We start from the raw sequence: 13,995 nt of genomic DNA, 5'->3' as shown, positions 1-13,995 counted from the left end.
CGTGCATGGACGTCACCCGCGATTCTTCGCAGCGACCCGACCATCTGCCCACGTCGTTCCCGCCGGCCCTGCCGGAACGTTCCGCCACCGGGGCCAGCCCGCTGGCCAAGGTCTCGACCGTCAAGGCCGGCAAGCCGCTCGGCCCGGCCGAGCCGGTCGACCTCGGCCCGGCGACCGCCCCGCTGGCCGTCGTCCCCGGTCCGTCCCCGGCCGGCCCCGCCGACCTGCGGGACCCGCTGGAGACGGCCGCCCCGGAGACCGTCGAACTCCCCGGTGCCGTCCAGCCCGGGGCCCCCGCCGCCGCCACCTCCCGCCGCCCCCCGCGCGCGGACCAGGCGCTGCGGGAGCAGACCGCCACCGTGCTGCCCGGCTGGGTCGCCCTGTCGGTGGTGCTGCTCGGCCTGGCCGCGGTGGGGTACGTGCTGCTGCGCACCGGCGTCCTCCCGCACTGGGACGCGCTGCCCGAACTGCGCAGCCCCGCCGCCCGGGACAGCGGCCGGGCCGAGGTGGACGTCCAGGCGATCGCCGCGGCCGCCGCGGCCGGGCTGCTGATCGTGTTCGCACTGGCCGGGCTGCTGGCCAACGCGGGCGGTGAGACCCGGGTGCTGACCCGCTGGGGCCGCTACCGGGGCACGGTGCGCAGGACCGGGCTGGTCTGGGTCAACCCGCTGCTGCGCCGCCGCCGGGTGGACGTACGGCTGCGGCACTGGCGCAGCGAGCCGGTCAAGGTGGTCGACCGCACCGGCACCCCGATCGTGGTCCGGCTGCTGATCGTCTGGCGGGTCAAGGACACCGCGCGGGCGCTGCTGGCGATCGAGGACCACGAGAGCTACCTGCGCGAGCAGGTCCAGGCGGTGCTCACCCGCACCGCCTCCACCCTGCCCTGCGACAGCAACGCGGCCCCCGGCCCGGCGCTGCGCGACGGGCAGTGGTTCGCCGACGAGATGACCCGGGCGCTGGCCGCCGAGGCCGCCCCGGCGGGCCTGGAGGTCTACTCGGTGCAGCCGCTGGCGCTGGACTACGCGCCCGAGGTCGCCGAGTCGATGCGCCGGCGCCGGCTGGCCGATCTCGACGCGGGCCTGCGGACCGTGCTGGTCGACGACGCGGTGGAGGCGGCGGCGCTGGCCGTCCGCCGACTGGAGCGGGCGACCGCGCACGAACTGGACGAGGCCGCCCGCAGCGCGCTGATGGAGCAGCTGCTGGTCGCCTTCGTCGCCCCGGCCGGAGTGGCCGCCTCGGTACCGCCCCCGGCCGCCCGTGCCGGGCGGAAGGAAGGACGACCCGCATGAGGATAGCCACCGGCGCGTACGCCGAACCCGGCCTCGGCCCCGACGCCGACCCCGGTCCGATCGGCTTCGAGGAGCGCCGCGGCAGCATCCCCGCGATCACGGGCTGCGGCTGCCCGAACTGCGCGGCCCGGCCGCGCACCGCCCCCGCCGCCGCGGCGGGTGGTGGCAGCCGAATACACCGGGCCGTGCGAAGTACCTGCCTGGCCACCACCGTGCTGGCGGGCGCCGGCGTGGTCGGCCTGACCGCAGGGGCCGGTTCCGCGCACGCCGCGGCCGGCAAGCAGGGCTGGGACGGTTCGAAGTACTGGTTCAAGAACGGCGCCGGCCAGTGGCGCTGGACCAGCCACTACGACGTCTACGCCAGCCGCACCGGCACGTCCGGCTCGGGCGGTTCCGGCGGCGGCGCCGCCTCGAACGGCTCGGCCTCCTCCGGGGGGCTGCGCCAGGGCTGGGACGGTTCGAAGTACTGGTTCAAGAACGGCAGCGGAGAGTGGCGCTGGACCAGTCACTACGACGTCTACCTCAGCCGCACCGGGCAGTCCGGCGGCGGTTCGGACCAGGACTCGCGGCCGTCCTCGGGCGGGGAGTCGTCCACCGGGAGCACCGAGTCCGCGATCGACTACGCGCTCGCCCAGCTGGGCAAGCCGTACGTCTGGGGCGGCAACGGTCCGTCCGGCTACGACTGCTCCGGGCTGGTCCAGCAGGCCTACCGGCGCAGCGGGATAAGCCTGCCGCGGGTGGCCGACGACCAGTACGCGGCGACCACGCCGATCAGCGCGGGGCAGCTGCGCCGCGGTGACCTGGTGTTCTGGTCGGACAGCGGCCGGGCCTCGGGGATCCACCACGTGGGGATCTACCTGGGCGGCGGAAAGTTCGTGGAGGCGCCCCGGCCGGGCAAGACCGTCCGGATATCGACGCTCAACTCGGGCTACTACCCGACCCACTTCGGGCGGCCGTAGCCCGCGGTCCGGCGGCGGGCCCCCGACGGCACCGTGCCGTCGGGGGCCCGCCGCGCGTGCTCAGGCGGAGGCCCCGTCCAGCAGCGCGGTCTGCTCCGGGGTGAGCCGCAGGGTGGCACCGGCCAGCAGCGGGGGCAGCTGGTCGACGGTGCGGGCGCTGGCGATCGGGGAGGCGACCGTCGGGCGGGCGGCCAGCCAGGCCAGGGCGACGGCGGCGGGTTCGACGCCGTGCTCGGCGGCGACCGAGTCCAGGGCGGCCAGCACCTTGGGGCCGCGCGGCTCGGCCAGGTAGCGGGCGGCGCCCTCGGCCCGGGCGCTGTCGACGCCGGCGGCGCCCGGACGGTACTTGCCGGTCAGGAAGCCGGAGGCGAGCGCGTAGTACGGCACCGTGGAGAGGCCGTGCTCGGCGACCACCTCGGCCAGCGGCCCCTCGAAGGTGCCGCGGGAGACCAGGTTGTAGTGCGGCTGCACCGCGACGTACTTGGCCAGGCCCTCGCGCTCGGCGAAGGCCAGCGCCTCGGCGAGCCGCTCGGCGGAGATGTTGGAGGCGCCCACCGCCCGGACCTTGCCCGCGCGGACCAGCTCGTCCAGGGCCGTCACGAACTCCTCGACCGGGGTGTCGTCGTCCCGGTGGGTGTAGTAGAGGTCGATGTGGTCGACGCCCAGGCGGCGCAGCGAGCCCTCGACGGAGGACTTGATGGTCGCCGCGCGCAGACCGCTCGCCTCGGGGTGGCTGCCGACCTTGGTCGCGATCACGATCCCGTCGCGGTTGCCCCGGCTGCGCAGCCAGTTGCCGATGACCGTCTCGGATTCGCCGCCGGTGTTGCCGGGGGCCCAGGCGGAGTAGACGTCGGCGGTGTCGACGAAGTTGCCGCCGGCCGCCGCGTAGGCGTCCAGCACGGCGAAGGACTGCTGCTCGTCGGCCGTCCAGCCGAAGACGTTGCCGCCGAGCGAGAGGGGGTGGACGGACAGGTCGGAGGTGCCGAGGCGGACCCGGCTCTGGTTTCCGGTCATGCCCGAAGTCAACCCTCTTGTGCGGCGGAGCATTCCGTCGGTCACACGGATTTCACGATCCGGTCGTACCGCCGTCGCACGCCAGGGTGGTGTGTTCGCCGATGAGGGGTCCGGGGTGTGCCTGAGGTGGGCGGATTCGTTAGAGTCCGTGCCATGGCTGACAACGACTACGACCCCGCCGGTAGCACCCAGATGTTCCGGGCGTTCGTCGACGAGAGCCCGGCGCCTCAGGCACCGGGTTCCGTCTCCACCTACGGCAGCAGCAAGAACAGCGGCAGTCGCACCGGCGTGATCGCGCTGGTCGCCGTCGTCGCCCTGGTCGTCCTGGGCGCCGTCGTCTGGCTGGCGGTCAAGTGACCCTCGCGCGGGTGGCCCTGGCCCGGGTCACCCGCGCGACGGGGAGCACCGGCCTCAGCAGGGCTTGCGCCAGGCGTTGAGGTCGAGCTTCTTCTGCATCGAACTGAAGCCCAGGGCCTTGGTCTTGGCGCAGAACCGGTCCGTGTCGAGCTTGTACTCGACATGGAAGACCGCCTTGCCCGCCTTGATGAAGGGCGACACCCGGTCGCACTCGTCGAACTGCGAGCACTCCTCGTTGACCGCGAAGTCGAAGTCCGGCAGCAGCGCGGGGATCTGGTCGAGGTCGTTCTTCAGTCCGATCGCCAGACCGCGCTCGTGCGCGAGTTGGGCCAGCATGCGGTTGTACGCGATCTGGTCGTCCGGGGTCAGCGGGAAGCCGCTGTTCTGGTTGTAGGCCTCGATGGTGTCCGGCTCGATGGCGTCGAAGCCCTTGCTCCTGCACATGTCGAAGCGGGCGGCCATCAGCGGCTTCAGCTGGTCGAGCTTGCGGATGTCGAACCACTTCTCGCCCTTCCAGCCGGTGTCCGAGCCCTGGAGGGACTTGGCGAAGGCGGCGGAGTCGGGGCGGAAGTCCTCCCAGGAACCGGCGTTGATGTAGCAGATCACCTTGCGGCCCTTGGCGTGCAGCGCGGCGACCACCGAGGCGTCGTTCTCGAATCCGTCGATGTCGTAGACCGGCACGTCCACCGACTGGTCCACGGTGCCGCCGAGCTGCCACTGCCAGGCCAGGCCCGGGGTGGGCTGCCAGCGGGCGCCGGCCGCCGGCGGGGTGGTGGTGCCGGGCGGGGTGGTGCCCGGGGGCTTGGTGCCCGGGGCGGTGGTGGCGCCCGGGGTGCCGGGGGTGCCGGGGGCCGAGGTGGTGCCGGTCTCGCTGGGCGTGCCCGGCGGGGTGGGCGTGTCGGTGCCGGGGGTGCTCGGAGCGGTGGCCGTCGGTGAGGCGCTCTGGGTGCCGTCGGCCGAGTCGTGGTCGTCCTCCGAGTCCGAGCTGCTGCACGAGCTGACCAGCAGGGCGGTGGCGGTGGCGAGGGCTATGGCGGCCGGCAGCAGCCGGGTGCGGCGGTTCACGGTAGTCGAACTCCGGATCGGGTCAGGTCAGTTCAGCGGCGGTCAGGCCGTAGGGCAGGGTGCGCCAGGGGTTCTCCCCGGCGCCCGGTACGGCGCAGCCGACGCCGGCTCGGCGGGCGGCGATCAGTGCGGAGGCGTCCCGGGCGGACTCGGCCGGGACGTCGTAGACCAGGTGGCAGAAGCGGGAGGCCGCGTGGCGGCCGGTCCACAGCGGCAGGGTCATCGCGCGGTACGCGTCCCAGTCGCCCTCGAAGGTGACCAGCAGGTCGGCCAGGCCGACTTCGGCGTAGCCCGGGTCCGGGTGCTCGCCGTGGCCGAACACCACGGTGCCGCAGCCGGCCGCCCGGGCCGCCGTGGCGAGGCGCCGGTAGTGCGCCAGTGCGCCCGGGTGGGTGGTGACCTGGTCGAGGTAGACGCCGGTGATGCCGTGGCGCTGACGGTACGTCAGGATGTCGGCGACCACGGCCGCGTGGGGACGACGGCCGTAGTCGGTGTCGGCGTAGCCGACCAACGGCAGTCCGGCCGCGCGGAGTTCCTCGGCGGCCTCGGCGAAGACGTGGTCCGGGAGCTCGCCCGGGCCGTCCGCGAGGTTGAGCACCACGGCGGCGATCCGGGCGGGGTCGGCGGCGGCGACCGCCCGCCAGGCCGCCGGGTCCACCGCGGGGTGGACGTACAGCGGCACCAGCAGGCGGCCGTCGGGGGTGGTCCCGGTCATGCGACCACCGGGGTCGGCGCGGGCTCGGGGGTGCTGAGCCACAGGTCGCGCAGGGTGTCGGCGAGGTCGGTCGTCGGGTGCCAGCCGAGCTCCCGGGCGGCGGCCGAGACGTCGGCCTGCTGCCAGGAGACCGCGGCCGAGCGCTCGGAGCCGGCCCCGCTCTCGTCGATCCGGCCGGTGAACCCGGCCGCCGCGACCAGCCCGTCGGCGATCGCCCGGACCCGCTGGGCGCGTCCGGAGGCGAGGTTGAGCACCCGGGGGAGCGGTCCCGGGGCGGTGACGGCCAGGCCGACCGCCCCGGCGATGTCCCGGGCGTCGACGAAGTCCCGGAAGGCGGAGAGGTCGCCGACCGTGACCACGCCGTCGGTGCCCTCGGGCGCCGCCCGGCGCAGCTCGGCCGCCAGCCGGCCGGGCAGCGAGCCCGCCGGTGCGCCCGGGCCGACCGGGTTGAACACCCGCAGCACCACCGCGTCCAGCGGCGAGCCGGCCACCGCCAGGGAGCCGGCCAGCTTGGTCGCGCCGTACACGCCGACCGGGCGGGCGTCGGCCTGCTCGGACAGCGACTCGCCCTCGGCGCAGACGCCGTACTCGCCGGCCGAACCGATGTGCACCAGCCGGGCCTTCGGGGCGCCCAGGGCGAGCGCCTCGCAGAGCACCGCCGGTCCGCGGGCGTTCACCTCGGCGAGCTTGACCGCGCTGCCGGCCACCGCGCCGGCGAAGTTGACCACCGCGTCGGGGGCCAGCGCGGCCAGTTCCTCGCCGAGGGGGCCGGCCTGGGCGGTGCCCAGGTCCAGCCGGAGGTCGTGAGCGGGCCGTCGGCCCGCGGTCAGCACGGTGGCCCCGGGCAGTGACCGCAGGACGGCGGAGGCGTGACGGCCCAGGAAGCCGTCGCCGCCGAGCAGCAGGATCCTCACGCGGCCCGTCCGTCGCTCTCGGCGCCCGCGGCGGCGGGCTCGTCGACCGTGTCGTCCGGGGCGGTGCGGGCGGCCGGGATCGGCAGCTCCGCGAGGCCCGGTACGGCGCCGGTGGACTCGAAGGGCATCAGGACCGGGCGGATCGAGGAGAACTCGGCGTTGGCCCGGTCGTAGTCGTCCGGGCGGCCGATGTCCAGCCAGTAGCCGCCGAAGTCGTACGCGGCCGGCGGGGTGTCGGCGGCCAGCAGGTCGAGCACCAGCTCGTCGAAGCCCAGCGGCAGGCCGGGGGTGTACTTGGCGAGCGCCGAGCGCGAGACGCCGTAGACGCCCATCGAGACCCGGTAGTCGATGCTGGGCTTCTCCTGGAAGCCGGTGATGGTGCCGGAGTCGGTGGTCAGCACACCGAAGTCGATCTTCACCTGGCGGGCGTAGGTGGCGATCGTCAGCGGGGCGCCGGACGACTCGTGGTGCTTGAGGACCCCGGCGAAGTCCAGGTCGGTGAGGATGTCGCCGTTCATCACCAGGAAGTGCTCGGGCAGGCGGTCCTGCATGGTGAGCAGCGGGCCCATGGTGCCGAGCGGGCTGTCCTCGACGGCGTAGCCGACCCGCAGGCCCCACTGCGAGCCGTTGCCGACGTAGGCGCGGATGATGTGGCCGAGGTGGCCGATCGCCAGGGTGACGGTCTTGAAGCCCGCGGCGGCGAGCTGGCGCATCACGATCTCCAGGATCGCGTGCTGGTCGCCGATCGGGACGAGCGGCTTGGGAAGCGCGGTGGTGTACGGGCGGAGGCGGACGCCCTTACCGCCGGCCAGGATCACTGCGTGCATGGTGTTTCCCCCACGGAAAAGGTGTGTAGGACACGGACCTTGGCTACCAGGACGAGCATGATCGGTACGGCGGTCAGACGTTGTAGATGTCGGTCTTGTAGCGGGCCAGGTTGGCCGGGTCGCGGAAGAACTCGATGGTCTGCTCCAGGCCCTGCTCCAGCGTGAAGTTCGGGGCCCAGCCGGTGGCCTCGCGCAGCCGGGTGGCGTCCGCGACCAGGCGCATGACCTCGGAGTTGGTCGGCCGGATGCGCTGCTCGTCCTCCTTGACCACCAGGTCGACGCCCATCAGCTTGCCGACCAGGGTGACCAGGTCGCCGACCGAGATCTCGCCGCCGGTACCGGCGTTGAAGGTCCGGCCGACCACCGTCTCGGCGGCCGCGGTGCCCACCGTGCGGAAGGCGTTGGCGGTGTCCTTGACGAAGGTGAAGTCGCGGGTCGGGCGCAGGTCGCCGAGGGTGATCTCGGTCTGGCCGGCCGCGACCTGGGCGATCACGGTCGGGATGACGGCGCGCATCGACTGGCGCGGGCCGAAGGTGTTGAACGGGCGCAGGGTGACGACCGGGGTCTCGAAGCTGGCGTGGTAGCTGTCGGCCAGCCGGTCCCCGCCGGCCTTGGAGGCGGCGTACGGGGACTGGGTGTTGATCGGGTGGTCCTCGGTGATCGGCACGGTCTGCGCGGTGCCGTAGGTCTCGCTGGTGGAGGTGTGCACCAGGCGCGGGATCTCCAGGTGGCGCACCGCCTCCAGCACGTTCAGGGTGCCGGTGACGTTGGTGTCCACGTACGAGTGGGGGGCGCGGTAGGAGTACGGGATCGCGATCAGCGCGGCCAGGTGGTAGACCGCCTCGGTGCCCTTGACCAGGCCGTTGACCGAGCCCGGGTCCCGGACGTCGCCGAGGATGATCTCGACCGAGTCCAGCACCTCCTGCGGCAGGGTCTCCAGCCAGCCGAAGGAGGAGAACGAGTTGTACTGGACCATCGCGCGGACCTGGTGCCCGTCGGCAACCAGGGTCTCGACGAGGTGGGAGCCGATGAAGCCCTCGGCTCCGGTAACCGCAACGCTGCTCATGCGCTTCGCTTTCTCGATGTTCGGGAGCAGCCGGACGCTTGCTCACGGCCGGCCGGTGGTGCCTCGGGGGAGGCGGTTTCTCAGCGGTGTTGGGTGGTGCGGCCGAGCGCGGGCCCGGCGGTTGCGGTGAGGACGAGAGCGGCCGTTCCGCAGCCGATCAGCTGCAGGACGATCGGGTCCGCACCGGTCAGCAGCCCGACGCTCTCGGCGACCGCGGCGGCCAGACAGATGAGGGCGGTGCTCCAGCTGAACCCGAAGGCGTTCAGCAGCAGCGCCAGCCAGAGCGAGCCGCCCAGGAGCAGCATCGCGCCGAGCTGCGGGACGCCGAGCGAGGGTGCGCCCGGCCACAGCACGGTCGCGGCGGCGTCCAGCGCGGCCACGGTGGTGAGGTAGATGAACAGGCAGCCGAGCAGGATCCCGCCGGTGCGGCGGGTGAACTGCCCGGTGGTGTGGCTGGTGCGCAGTGCGGCCACGGCCATCGCCCGGTAGCGGAACAGCAGCCACTCGGCGAGCCCGAGACTGAGCGTCAGCGCGATCATGGCCGGGCCGGTCGGGGTGCTGCCCACCCCGCCGTGCACCGGGGCGTGGGCCGGGTGCGAGGCGGCCTGCACGGCCTGGTGGATGGTCTCGCCGAGGCCGGCGATCAGGGTGAGCGCGCCGCAGGCCAGCCCGAACAGCAGGTGCGGGACCTCCTGGCGGATCGGCAGCTTCAGGTCCACGCCGTCCTGCTCGCCGGCGCGGGCCGCGACCAGCAGCTCCCGCACGGCCAGGCCGACCGCGAGCGCCACCGAGGCGAGCAGCACCACCGTGCGGACCGTCTCCGGGACGTCGACCGCCAGCACCACGCCCGCGCCGACCGAGGCCGGGGCCAGCGCCAGCAGCAGGAACTTCTCCCGCCCGAGCACCAGCAGCGCGGTGGCCGCGCCCAGGTAGCAGGACTGCCCCGCGGCGAACCACAGCGCGCCGAGCGGGCCGCCGACCACGTACGCGGCGGCGGACGCCAGCAGCGCGCCGGCCGGTGCGCCGACGGCCAGGCAGACCGCCGCCTCCCGGCGGCGCAGCCGGCCCAGCCAGCGGTACGCGCGGTGCGCCAGCGCCTGGTTGAAGCCCCAGCTGACCAGCGTGGCGATGGACAGCGCGAGCATGCCCGAGGGCAGGCCGAAGCGCATCCGGGTGGTGGCGAACAGGTTGGCGCCGAGCAGGTAGCCGAGCCCGGGCAGGGCGAACACCAGGCCGCGGACCACGCAGCGCCAGGGGTCGGCCCGCCAGGGGTTGGCGAACTCGGAGCTCGGGCCGGGGTAGCGGCGCTCGACCTTCTCGAACAGCTCCTCGGCGACGGTGAAGGCGTCGGGGCGGCCGTAGAGCAGGGCGGCCTGCTCGTCGGAGAGGCCGTCGGACTCCAGGAAGGCCGCGATCTCGTACGGGTGGACGGCGTCGGCGCAGATGTCGTGCAGGCGCTCGGCGAGTTCGTCCAGCGGGTCGTCGGAGAGGCCGAGTTCCTCGGCGGGGTCGGGCTCGGCGGGCGGGGCGGGGCGACGGCGCTTCAGCGGCAGGGTGCGCAGCTGCATCGTCCGCTCGGCGCCGCCCTCGTCGGGGATGAGGCGGATCGGACCGCTCATGCTCCGACCTCGCTCGGCTCGGGCCGGGCGGCGGCCAGCTGCTGGTCCCAGTCCGGGCTGGGCACCTGGTCGGTGACGGCGACCATGCCGCCGGGCATCCAGCGGGCGGTGCCCAGGAGTTCGGTGTAGATGCCGCGGAAGCCGTCGATGTTCTGGCGGAGCGTGAACTGGTCGATGACCCGCAGCCGGGCGCCCTCGCCCAGCCGGGCGCGGCGAGCCGGGTCGCGCAGCAGCTCGATCGCGGCGGCCGCCATCGGTTCGGGCTCGCGCGGCGGGACGACCAGTCCGGTGTCGCCGACCGCCTCGCGCACGCCGCCGACATCGGTGGAGACGGTCGCGCGGCCGCAGGACATCGCCTCGATCAGGGTGAACGGGAAGCCCTCGCTGATGCTGGAGAGCATCACCACGTTGCCCGCCGCGTACGCGTCGGTGATGTCGGCGACGCGGCCTTCGAAGGCCACCGAGTCGGCCACGCCGAGCTCGGCGGCCAGGGCTATGCAGCCGTCCCGGTACGCCTCGCCGCCCTTGGGGGTGCCCCCGAAGAGCCGCAGCCGCGCCTCGGGGATCTCACGGTGGACGAGGGCGAAGGCCCGGATCAGCGTCTCCAGGTCCTTGATCGGGTCGACCCGGCCGGCCCAGCTGAGGGTCGGTGTCTCGGGCTCCGGCCCGGCGGGCGGGAAGGCCGCCGGGTCCACGCCGTTGTAGACGGTGCGGATGTGCGCGGACGGGGTGCCGCCGCGTTCCTCCCAGCGCCGGTTGTACCGGTTGCCGGGGGTGACCAGCGCGGCGACCCGGTAGCTCTCCTCGGCGAGCATCCGGTAGAAGCCCAGCAGCAGCGCCTTGACCGGCCAGCGGTAGGGGCCGGTGCGGTAGCCGAGGTAGCGCTCGCGCAGGTAGATGCCGTGCTCGGTGAGCAGAAACGGTACGCCGTACTGCTGGGCGGCGATCAGCCCGGGCAGGGTGGCGAGGCCGCCGCTGGCCGCGTGGGCGACGCCGTCCTTCGGCGGCTCGACCGACAGCGGGCGCAGCGCGTGCTCCAGCAGGTCGGTGGCGTTCAGCGCGTCGTGCAGGGTCGGCCGGGAGACGGCCGTGGGCAGGTAGTCGCGGGTCCAGACGTGCTGGAGGGTGCGCAGGGCGCGCTCGCTGCGCAGCGCCGGGCTGAGCAGCCCGCGCCGGGCGAGGTCGGCGAAGCCGTACAGCTCGGTGCCGAAGTGGGTGGTGTAGACCGGATCGAGGATGGAGTGGAGGAAGCGCTCGTACGCGTTGAGGAAGCGCCGCATCTCCTTGCCGCGCGGTGCCCGGGCCTCCGCGGCCGGGCCCCACAGCGGGGCGGTGGTGACCGACCGCACGTTGGCGGGCAGCTCCCAGGCCAGCGGTTCCTGGCCGGTTCCGGTGACGGCGATGACGTCGAAGTCGACGTCCGGCATGCCCTGGACGAGCTGGTCGCACCAGACGCTCACGCCGCCGTGCTGGTGCGGGTACGTCCCCTCGGTGAGCAGGGTGACGCGCATTCCTGTCCCCCCTCCTGTTCTTGCGTCGTTTGTCCGGCCTGGGTGGCCGGAGCGGGAGCCGTGGCGGGGTCGGACCGGTCACCCGGTCCGACCCCGCCAAGGGGTGTCGCGGGTTACCGGTGGCCGGGGTTTCCGGTGCCGGTGGTGCCGTGCGAGGCCGTCCCCCCGGACGGCTTGCCGGTCTGGGCGCCGTTGCCCTGGGTGCCGGCGCCCGGGACGACGTCCTTGCCGGGAACCGGGGTTCCGCTGCCGGGGACGAGCGACTGGGCGGGCTTGCGGGTGACGTCGCTCGGACCCACCGGAACGGGGGTGGCGACGCCCTGCGGCACGACCTTCTTGTCCGCCGGCGCCGGTGCCGGCACGGACTTGGCCGCGACGTTCGGCGTCACGGCGGCCGGGGCGGCCGGCGCGCTGCCGGAGGGGAGCTGCAGAACGACGCTGCTCTGCAGGGCGCCCGGGGACACCCAGCCCGAGAGCGTACCGGCGTAGGCCGAACCGAAGGCGGCCGTACCGATGACCATCTTCTGAGCAGTTCCGGTCGGCATGGTGGCCTGGACCTGAACACCGGCGGGCGCGTTGACGGTGACGGTGTTGCCGATCTTGTACGCGGTGACCTGACCGGCGGAGACGGCCTTGTTCCAGGCGGCGCGCTTCTGGAACTCCTGGCCGATCTCGCGCTCGCCGAGGTTCACGATCGGCGCGCTGTCCGTGTACAGCGAGCGGTAGGTGCCGAGGATCTTCTCCAACACCGGGTACAGGATGCGGTCCTCGGAGAGGTTCGACTGGTGCACGAAGTGCGGCCGCGGGTCGTTGTTCAGCACGTGGCCGAGGTCGATCCGGGCCTCCAGCGGCACGATGTACGACTGGAAGCCGGTGGCGGTGTCCAGCGGCTGGGGCAGGCAGGTGGAGTTGGCGTTGTTCTCGCAGACGCCGCTGCCGCCGTTGGCCTTGCTGGTGTAGATCCAGTTGTACTCGTCGGCCTCCTCCTTCGCCGTACCGGCGTTGTAGAAGACGTTCATCGGGTACCGCGGCACGGTCAGCGTGGACGAGCCGACGGCCCGCTGGGCGGGCTCGCGGGAGGCGTCGCTGCCGGTGTACTTGATGCCGTTGGCGGCCAGCGCCGGCGCCAGGTACGGGTTGTCGCTGGTCTCCTGCGGGGCGGTGAGCAGACCCGAGTGCTCGCCGGTGACGAGCACCTGCGGGTCGACCTTGAGGCCGTTCGCGGTGGCCCAGTCGAAGTTCTGCTTGATCTGGCCGGAGATGGTGTTCTGGTCCACCCAGACGGTGTTGCCCGAGGCGTCCTTGGTGCACTTCCACGGCACCACGGAGACGTCCTGCACGCAGCCCAGGTACGGGTGGGTGAAGGTGTGGTTGACCCACCGGTAGCTGGTCTGGTCGGCGATCAGCTGGTTGGCGGTCGGGTCGACCGTGGTCTGGTGGTCGGACTTCCAGTCCTCGCTGCCGCCGCCGTTGAACACCATGTCGATGGTGAAGTTGTTGGCGGTCTGCCACTGCTTGAGGTGCTGGGCGTCGGCCGGCGTCATCCGGATCGGGTTGGCGGTGTCCGGGGTGCCGGGCGGGCAGGTGACGTCACCGGGGGTGCACTTGAGCACGGTGTCCCAGCGGTCGTCGGCCAGGAACACGTCGTCCACGTGGGTGGCGAAGTAGTTGCGGTCGTAGCCGAGGTGGACGCCCTGGGTGATCCAGTCGACCATGCCGCGGGCCAGCAGCCGGTACTGCTGCTGGTACTGGTTGTAGACGAAGGTGACGACCAGTTCCTTGCGGCCGTCGTGGGTGTACTCGCCGACCAGCGAACCGCGGGTGGTCGAGCCGGGTATCGCGGCGTCGACCAGCGGGACGAAGGAGGCCCCGGACGGCAGGTTGGCCAGCGGGGTGGCGAGGTAGCCGTAGCTCTCGCTGACGTTCGGGTCGTTGTCCTCGAACGGCACGGAGCCCTTGAGGTACCCGAACGGGCCCGAAGTGCCCGCCGTGGTGGTGGCCGCCTGGAATCCGTCGAGGGTGCCCACGAATCCGGGATTCTCGGCGTAGTTGAGGCCGACGGCCGGGCTGGCCCAGGTGTACGCGTCGATCTGCCGGACGTTGAAAGCCGCCTCGTAGGTGGCGATCGCGGTCATCTCGGCCGCGCTGTTGGGGAAGGGGTTTTCGTTGGGCAGGACGATGCCCTGGTACTTGCCCCGGGGGAGCCCGTTCACCGTGTCGCTGAGGAAAGCGGCGTTGATGACGGGGCGGTTGGGGTCATTGAGGGTGACGACCTTGTACGGCGTGCCCTGGCTCTTCAGCTCGGCGGTGATCGCCGCGACGGACGGGCCCCCGTCGTCGATGACCAGGACGGTGAGGTCGATCCTGGGCTGCGGCGTGGTGTCGCCGTGGGCCAGGGTGGTCTGCAGGCCACTGGCCAGCAGAACTGCCGCTGCGCAAGCGGCAACTCTTCGGGTCGCTCGACCCATGTCTGATCCTCCCCTTGGGACAGGTGCCGCGCTGCTCGGCGCTCGCCTGCCCGTGTAGCTGTTCGCGGGCAGCAGGCTGCCCGGCGCCCATCCTGGTCGAGGGTCGGCCGTGCGAGGGACCAATTGGGCGAGAGTGCAGCGAACCTGTTACCAACGTTCATGGTGAAGCCATGGAGGCGCTGATTGTGACC

Annotated in this window: 11 protein-coding genes and 1 pseudogene; 3 read left to right on the top strand and 9 right to left on the bottom strand. The window is 73.1% G+C overall.

Annotated elements, in window-relative coordinates; all coding sequences use genetic code 11:
• Window positions 1-5: 5 nt before the first annotated feature.
• Window positions 6-1,289, top strand: a complete 1,284-nt coding sequence (locus tag AB0O91_RS09220; RefSeq protein WP_363429567.1) for an SPFH domain-containing protein — start codon at window positions 6-8, stop codon at window positions 1,287-1,289.
• Window positions 1,286-2,248, top strand: a complete 963-nt coding sequence (locus tag AB0O91_RS09215) for a C40 family peptidase (RefSeq protein WP_363429565.1) — start codon at window positions 1,286-1,288, stop codon at window positions 2,246-2,248. The genes AB0O91_RS09220 and AB0O91_RS09215 overlap by 4 nt, the downstream gene beginning before the upstream one ends.
• Before the next feature lie 60 nt (window positions 2,249-2,308).
• Here AB0O91_RS09215 and AB0O91_RS09210 read toward each other — a convergent pair whose 3' ends face one another.
• Complete coding sequence (locus AB0O91_RS09210; RefSeq protein WP_363429563.1) at window positions 2,309-3,262, bottom strand: aldo/keto reductase; 954 nt, start codon at window positions 3,260-3,262, stop codon at window positions 2,309-2,311.
• Between the two features lie 153 nt (window positions 3,263-3,415).
• On the opposite strand from AB0O91_RS09210, the gene AB0O91_RS09205 reads away from it, so the two are divergent.
• Complete coding sequence (locus AB0O91_RS09205; RefSeq protein WP_363429561.1) at window positions 3,416-3,619, top strand: hypothetical protein; 204 nt, start codon at window positions 3,416-3,418, stop codon at window positions 3,617-3,619.
• A gap of 54 nt (window positions 3,620-3,673) precedes the next feature.
• Here the strand turns inward: AB0O91_RS09205 and AB0O91_RS09200 are convergent, their stop codons facing one another.
• The 8 genes and pseudogenes from AB0O91_RS09200 to AB0O91_RS09165 all read right to left on the bottom strand — a co-directional run bounded on the left by AB0O91_RS09200 (window position 3,674) and on the right by AB0O91_RS09165 (window position 13,804).
• Complete coding sequence (locus AB0O91_RS09200) at window positions 3,674-4,684, bottom strand: endo alpha-1,4 polygalactosaminidase (RefSeq protein ID WP_363429559.1); 1,011 nt, start codon at window positions 4,682-4,684, stop codon at window positions 3,674-3,676.
• Window positions 4,685-4,706: 22 nt separating this feature from the next.
• Window positions 4,707-5,399: a spherulation-specific family 4 protein gene (locus AB0O91_RS09195; protein ID WP_363429557.1), complete on the bottom strand. Its 693-nt coding sequence runs from the start codon at window positions 5,397-5,399 to the stop codon at window positions 4,707-4,709.
• Window positions 5,396-6,313 carry an NAD(P)-dependent oxidoreductase gene (locus AB0O91_RS09190; protein ID WP_363429554.1) on the bottom strand — a complete coding sequence of 306 codons (918 nt, stop codon included), beginning with the start codon at window positions 6,311-6,313 and terminating at the stop codon, window positions 5,396-5,398. Before AB0O91_RS09190 ends, AB0O91_RS09195 begins: the two co-directional genes overlap by 4 nt.
• 125 nt (window positions 6,314-6,438) lie before the next feature.
• A pseudogene (locus AB0O91_RS09185) lies at window positions 6,439-7,140 on the bottom strand (nucleotidyltransferase family protein); the annotation flags it as partial.
• A gap of 73 nt (window positions 7,141-7,213) precedes the next feature.
• Window positions 7,214-8,206: an SDR family NAD(P)-dependent oxidoreductase gene (locus tag AB0O91_RS09180; protein ID WP_363429552.1), complete on the bottom strand. Its 993-nt coding sequence runs from the start codon at window positions 8,204-8,206 to the stop codon at window positions 7,214-7,216.
• A gap of 80 nt (window positions 8,207-8,286) precedes the next feature.
• The gene (locus AB0O91_RS09175) at window positions 8,287-9,825 is read right to left on the bottom strand and encodes a hypothetical protein (RefSeq protein ID WP_363429549.1); all 1,539 of its coding nucleotides are present in this window, start codon (window positions 9,823-9,825) and stop codon (window positions 8,287-8,289) included.
• Window positions 9,822-11,336: a GT4 family glycosyltransferase PelF gene (gene pelF / locus AB0O91_RS09170; protein WP_363429547.1), complete on the bottom strand. Its 1,515-nt coding sequence runs from the start codon at window positions 11,334-11,336 to the stop codon at window positions 9,822-9,824. The genes AB0O91_RS09175 and pelF overlap by 4 nt, the downstream gene beginning before the upstream one ends.
• Before the next feature lie 113 nt (window positions 11,337-11,449).
• Complete coding sequence (locus AB0O91_RS09165; RefSeq protein ID WP_363429545.1) at window positions 11,450-13,804, bottom strand: hypothetical protein; 2,355 nt, start codon at window positions 13,802-13,804, stop codon at window positions 11,450-11,452.
• Window positions 13,805-13,995 lie beyond the last annotated feature (191 nt).

It is taken from the genome of Kitasatospora sp. NPDC089797, from assembly GCF_040684795.1.
GTDB lineage: Bacteria > Actinomycetota > Actinomycetes > Streptomycetales > Streptomycetaceae > Kitasatospora.
The sequence above is the reverse complement of the archived record's forward strand: the minus strand, read 5'-3'. Positions and strand labels throughout refer to the sequence as shown.

Bases quoted from the DNA above. Each gene is read 5' to 3' on its own strand.
- AB0O91_RS09220 (WP_363429567.1), top strand. From the start codon at position 6: ATGGACGTCACCCGCGATTCTTCGCAGCGACCCGACCATCTGCCCACG.
- AB0O91_RS09215 (WP_363429565.1), top strand. From the start codon at position 1,286: ATGAGGATAGCCACCGGCGCGTACGCCGAACCCGGCCTCGGCCCCGAC.
- AB0O91_RS09210 (WP_363429563.1), bottom strand. From the start codon at position 3,262: ATGACCGGAAACCAGAGCCGGGTCCGCCTCGGCACCTCCGACCTGTCC.
- AB0O91_RS09205 (WP_363429561.1), top strand. From the start codon at position 3,416: ATGGCTGACAACGACTACGACCCCGCCGGTAGCACCCAGATGTTCCGG.
- AB0O91_RS09195 (WP_363429557.1), bottom strand. From the start codon at position 5,399: ATGACCGGGACCACCCCCGACGGCCGCCTGCTGGTGCCGCTGTACGTC.
- AB0O91_RS09180 (WP_363429552.1), bottom strand. From the start codon at position 8,206: ATGAGCAGCGTTGCGGTTACCGGAGCCGAGGGCTTCATCGGCTCCCAC.
- AB0O91_RS09175 (WP_363429549.1), bottom strand. From the start codon at position 9,825: ATGAGCGGTCCGATCCGCCTCATCCCCGACGAGGGCGGCGCCGAGCGG.
- pelF (WP_363429547.1), bottom strand. From the start codon at position 11,336: ATGCGCGTCACCCTGCTCACCGAGGGGACGTACCCGCACCAGCACGGC.
- AB0O91_RS09165 (WP_363429545.1), bottom strand. From the start codon at position 13,804: ATGGGTCGAGCGACCCGAAGAGTTGCCGCTTGCGCAGCGGCAGTTCTG.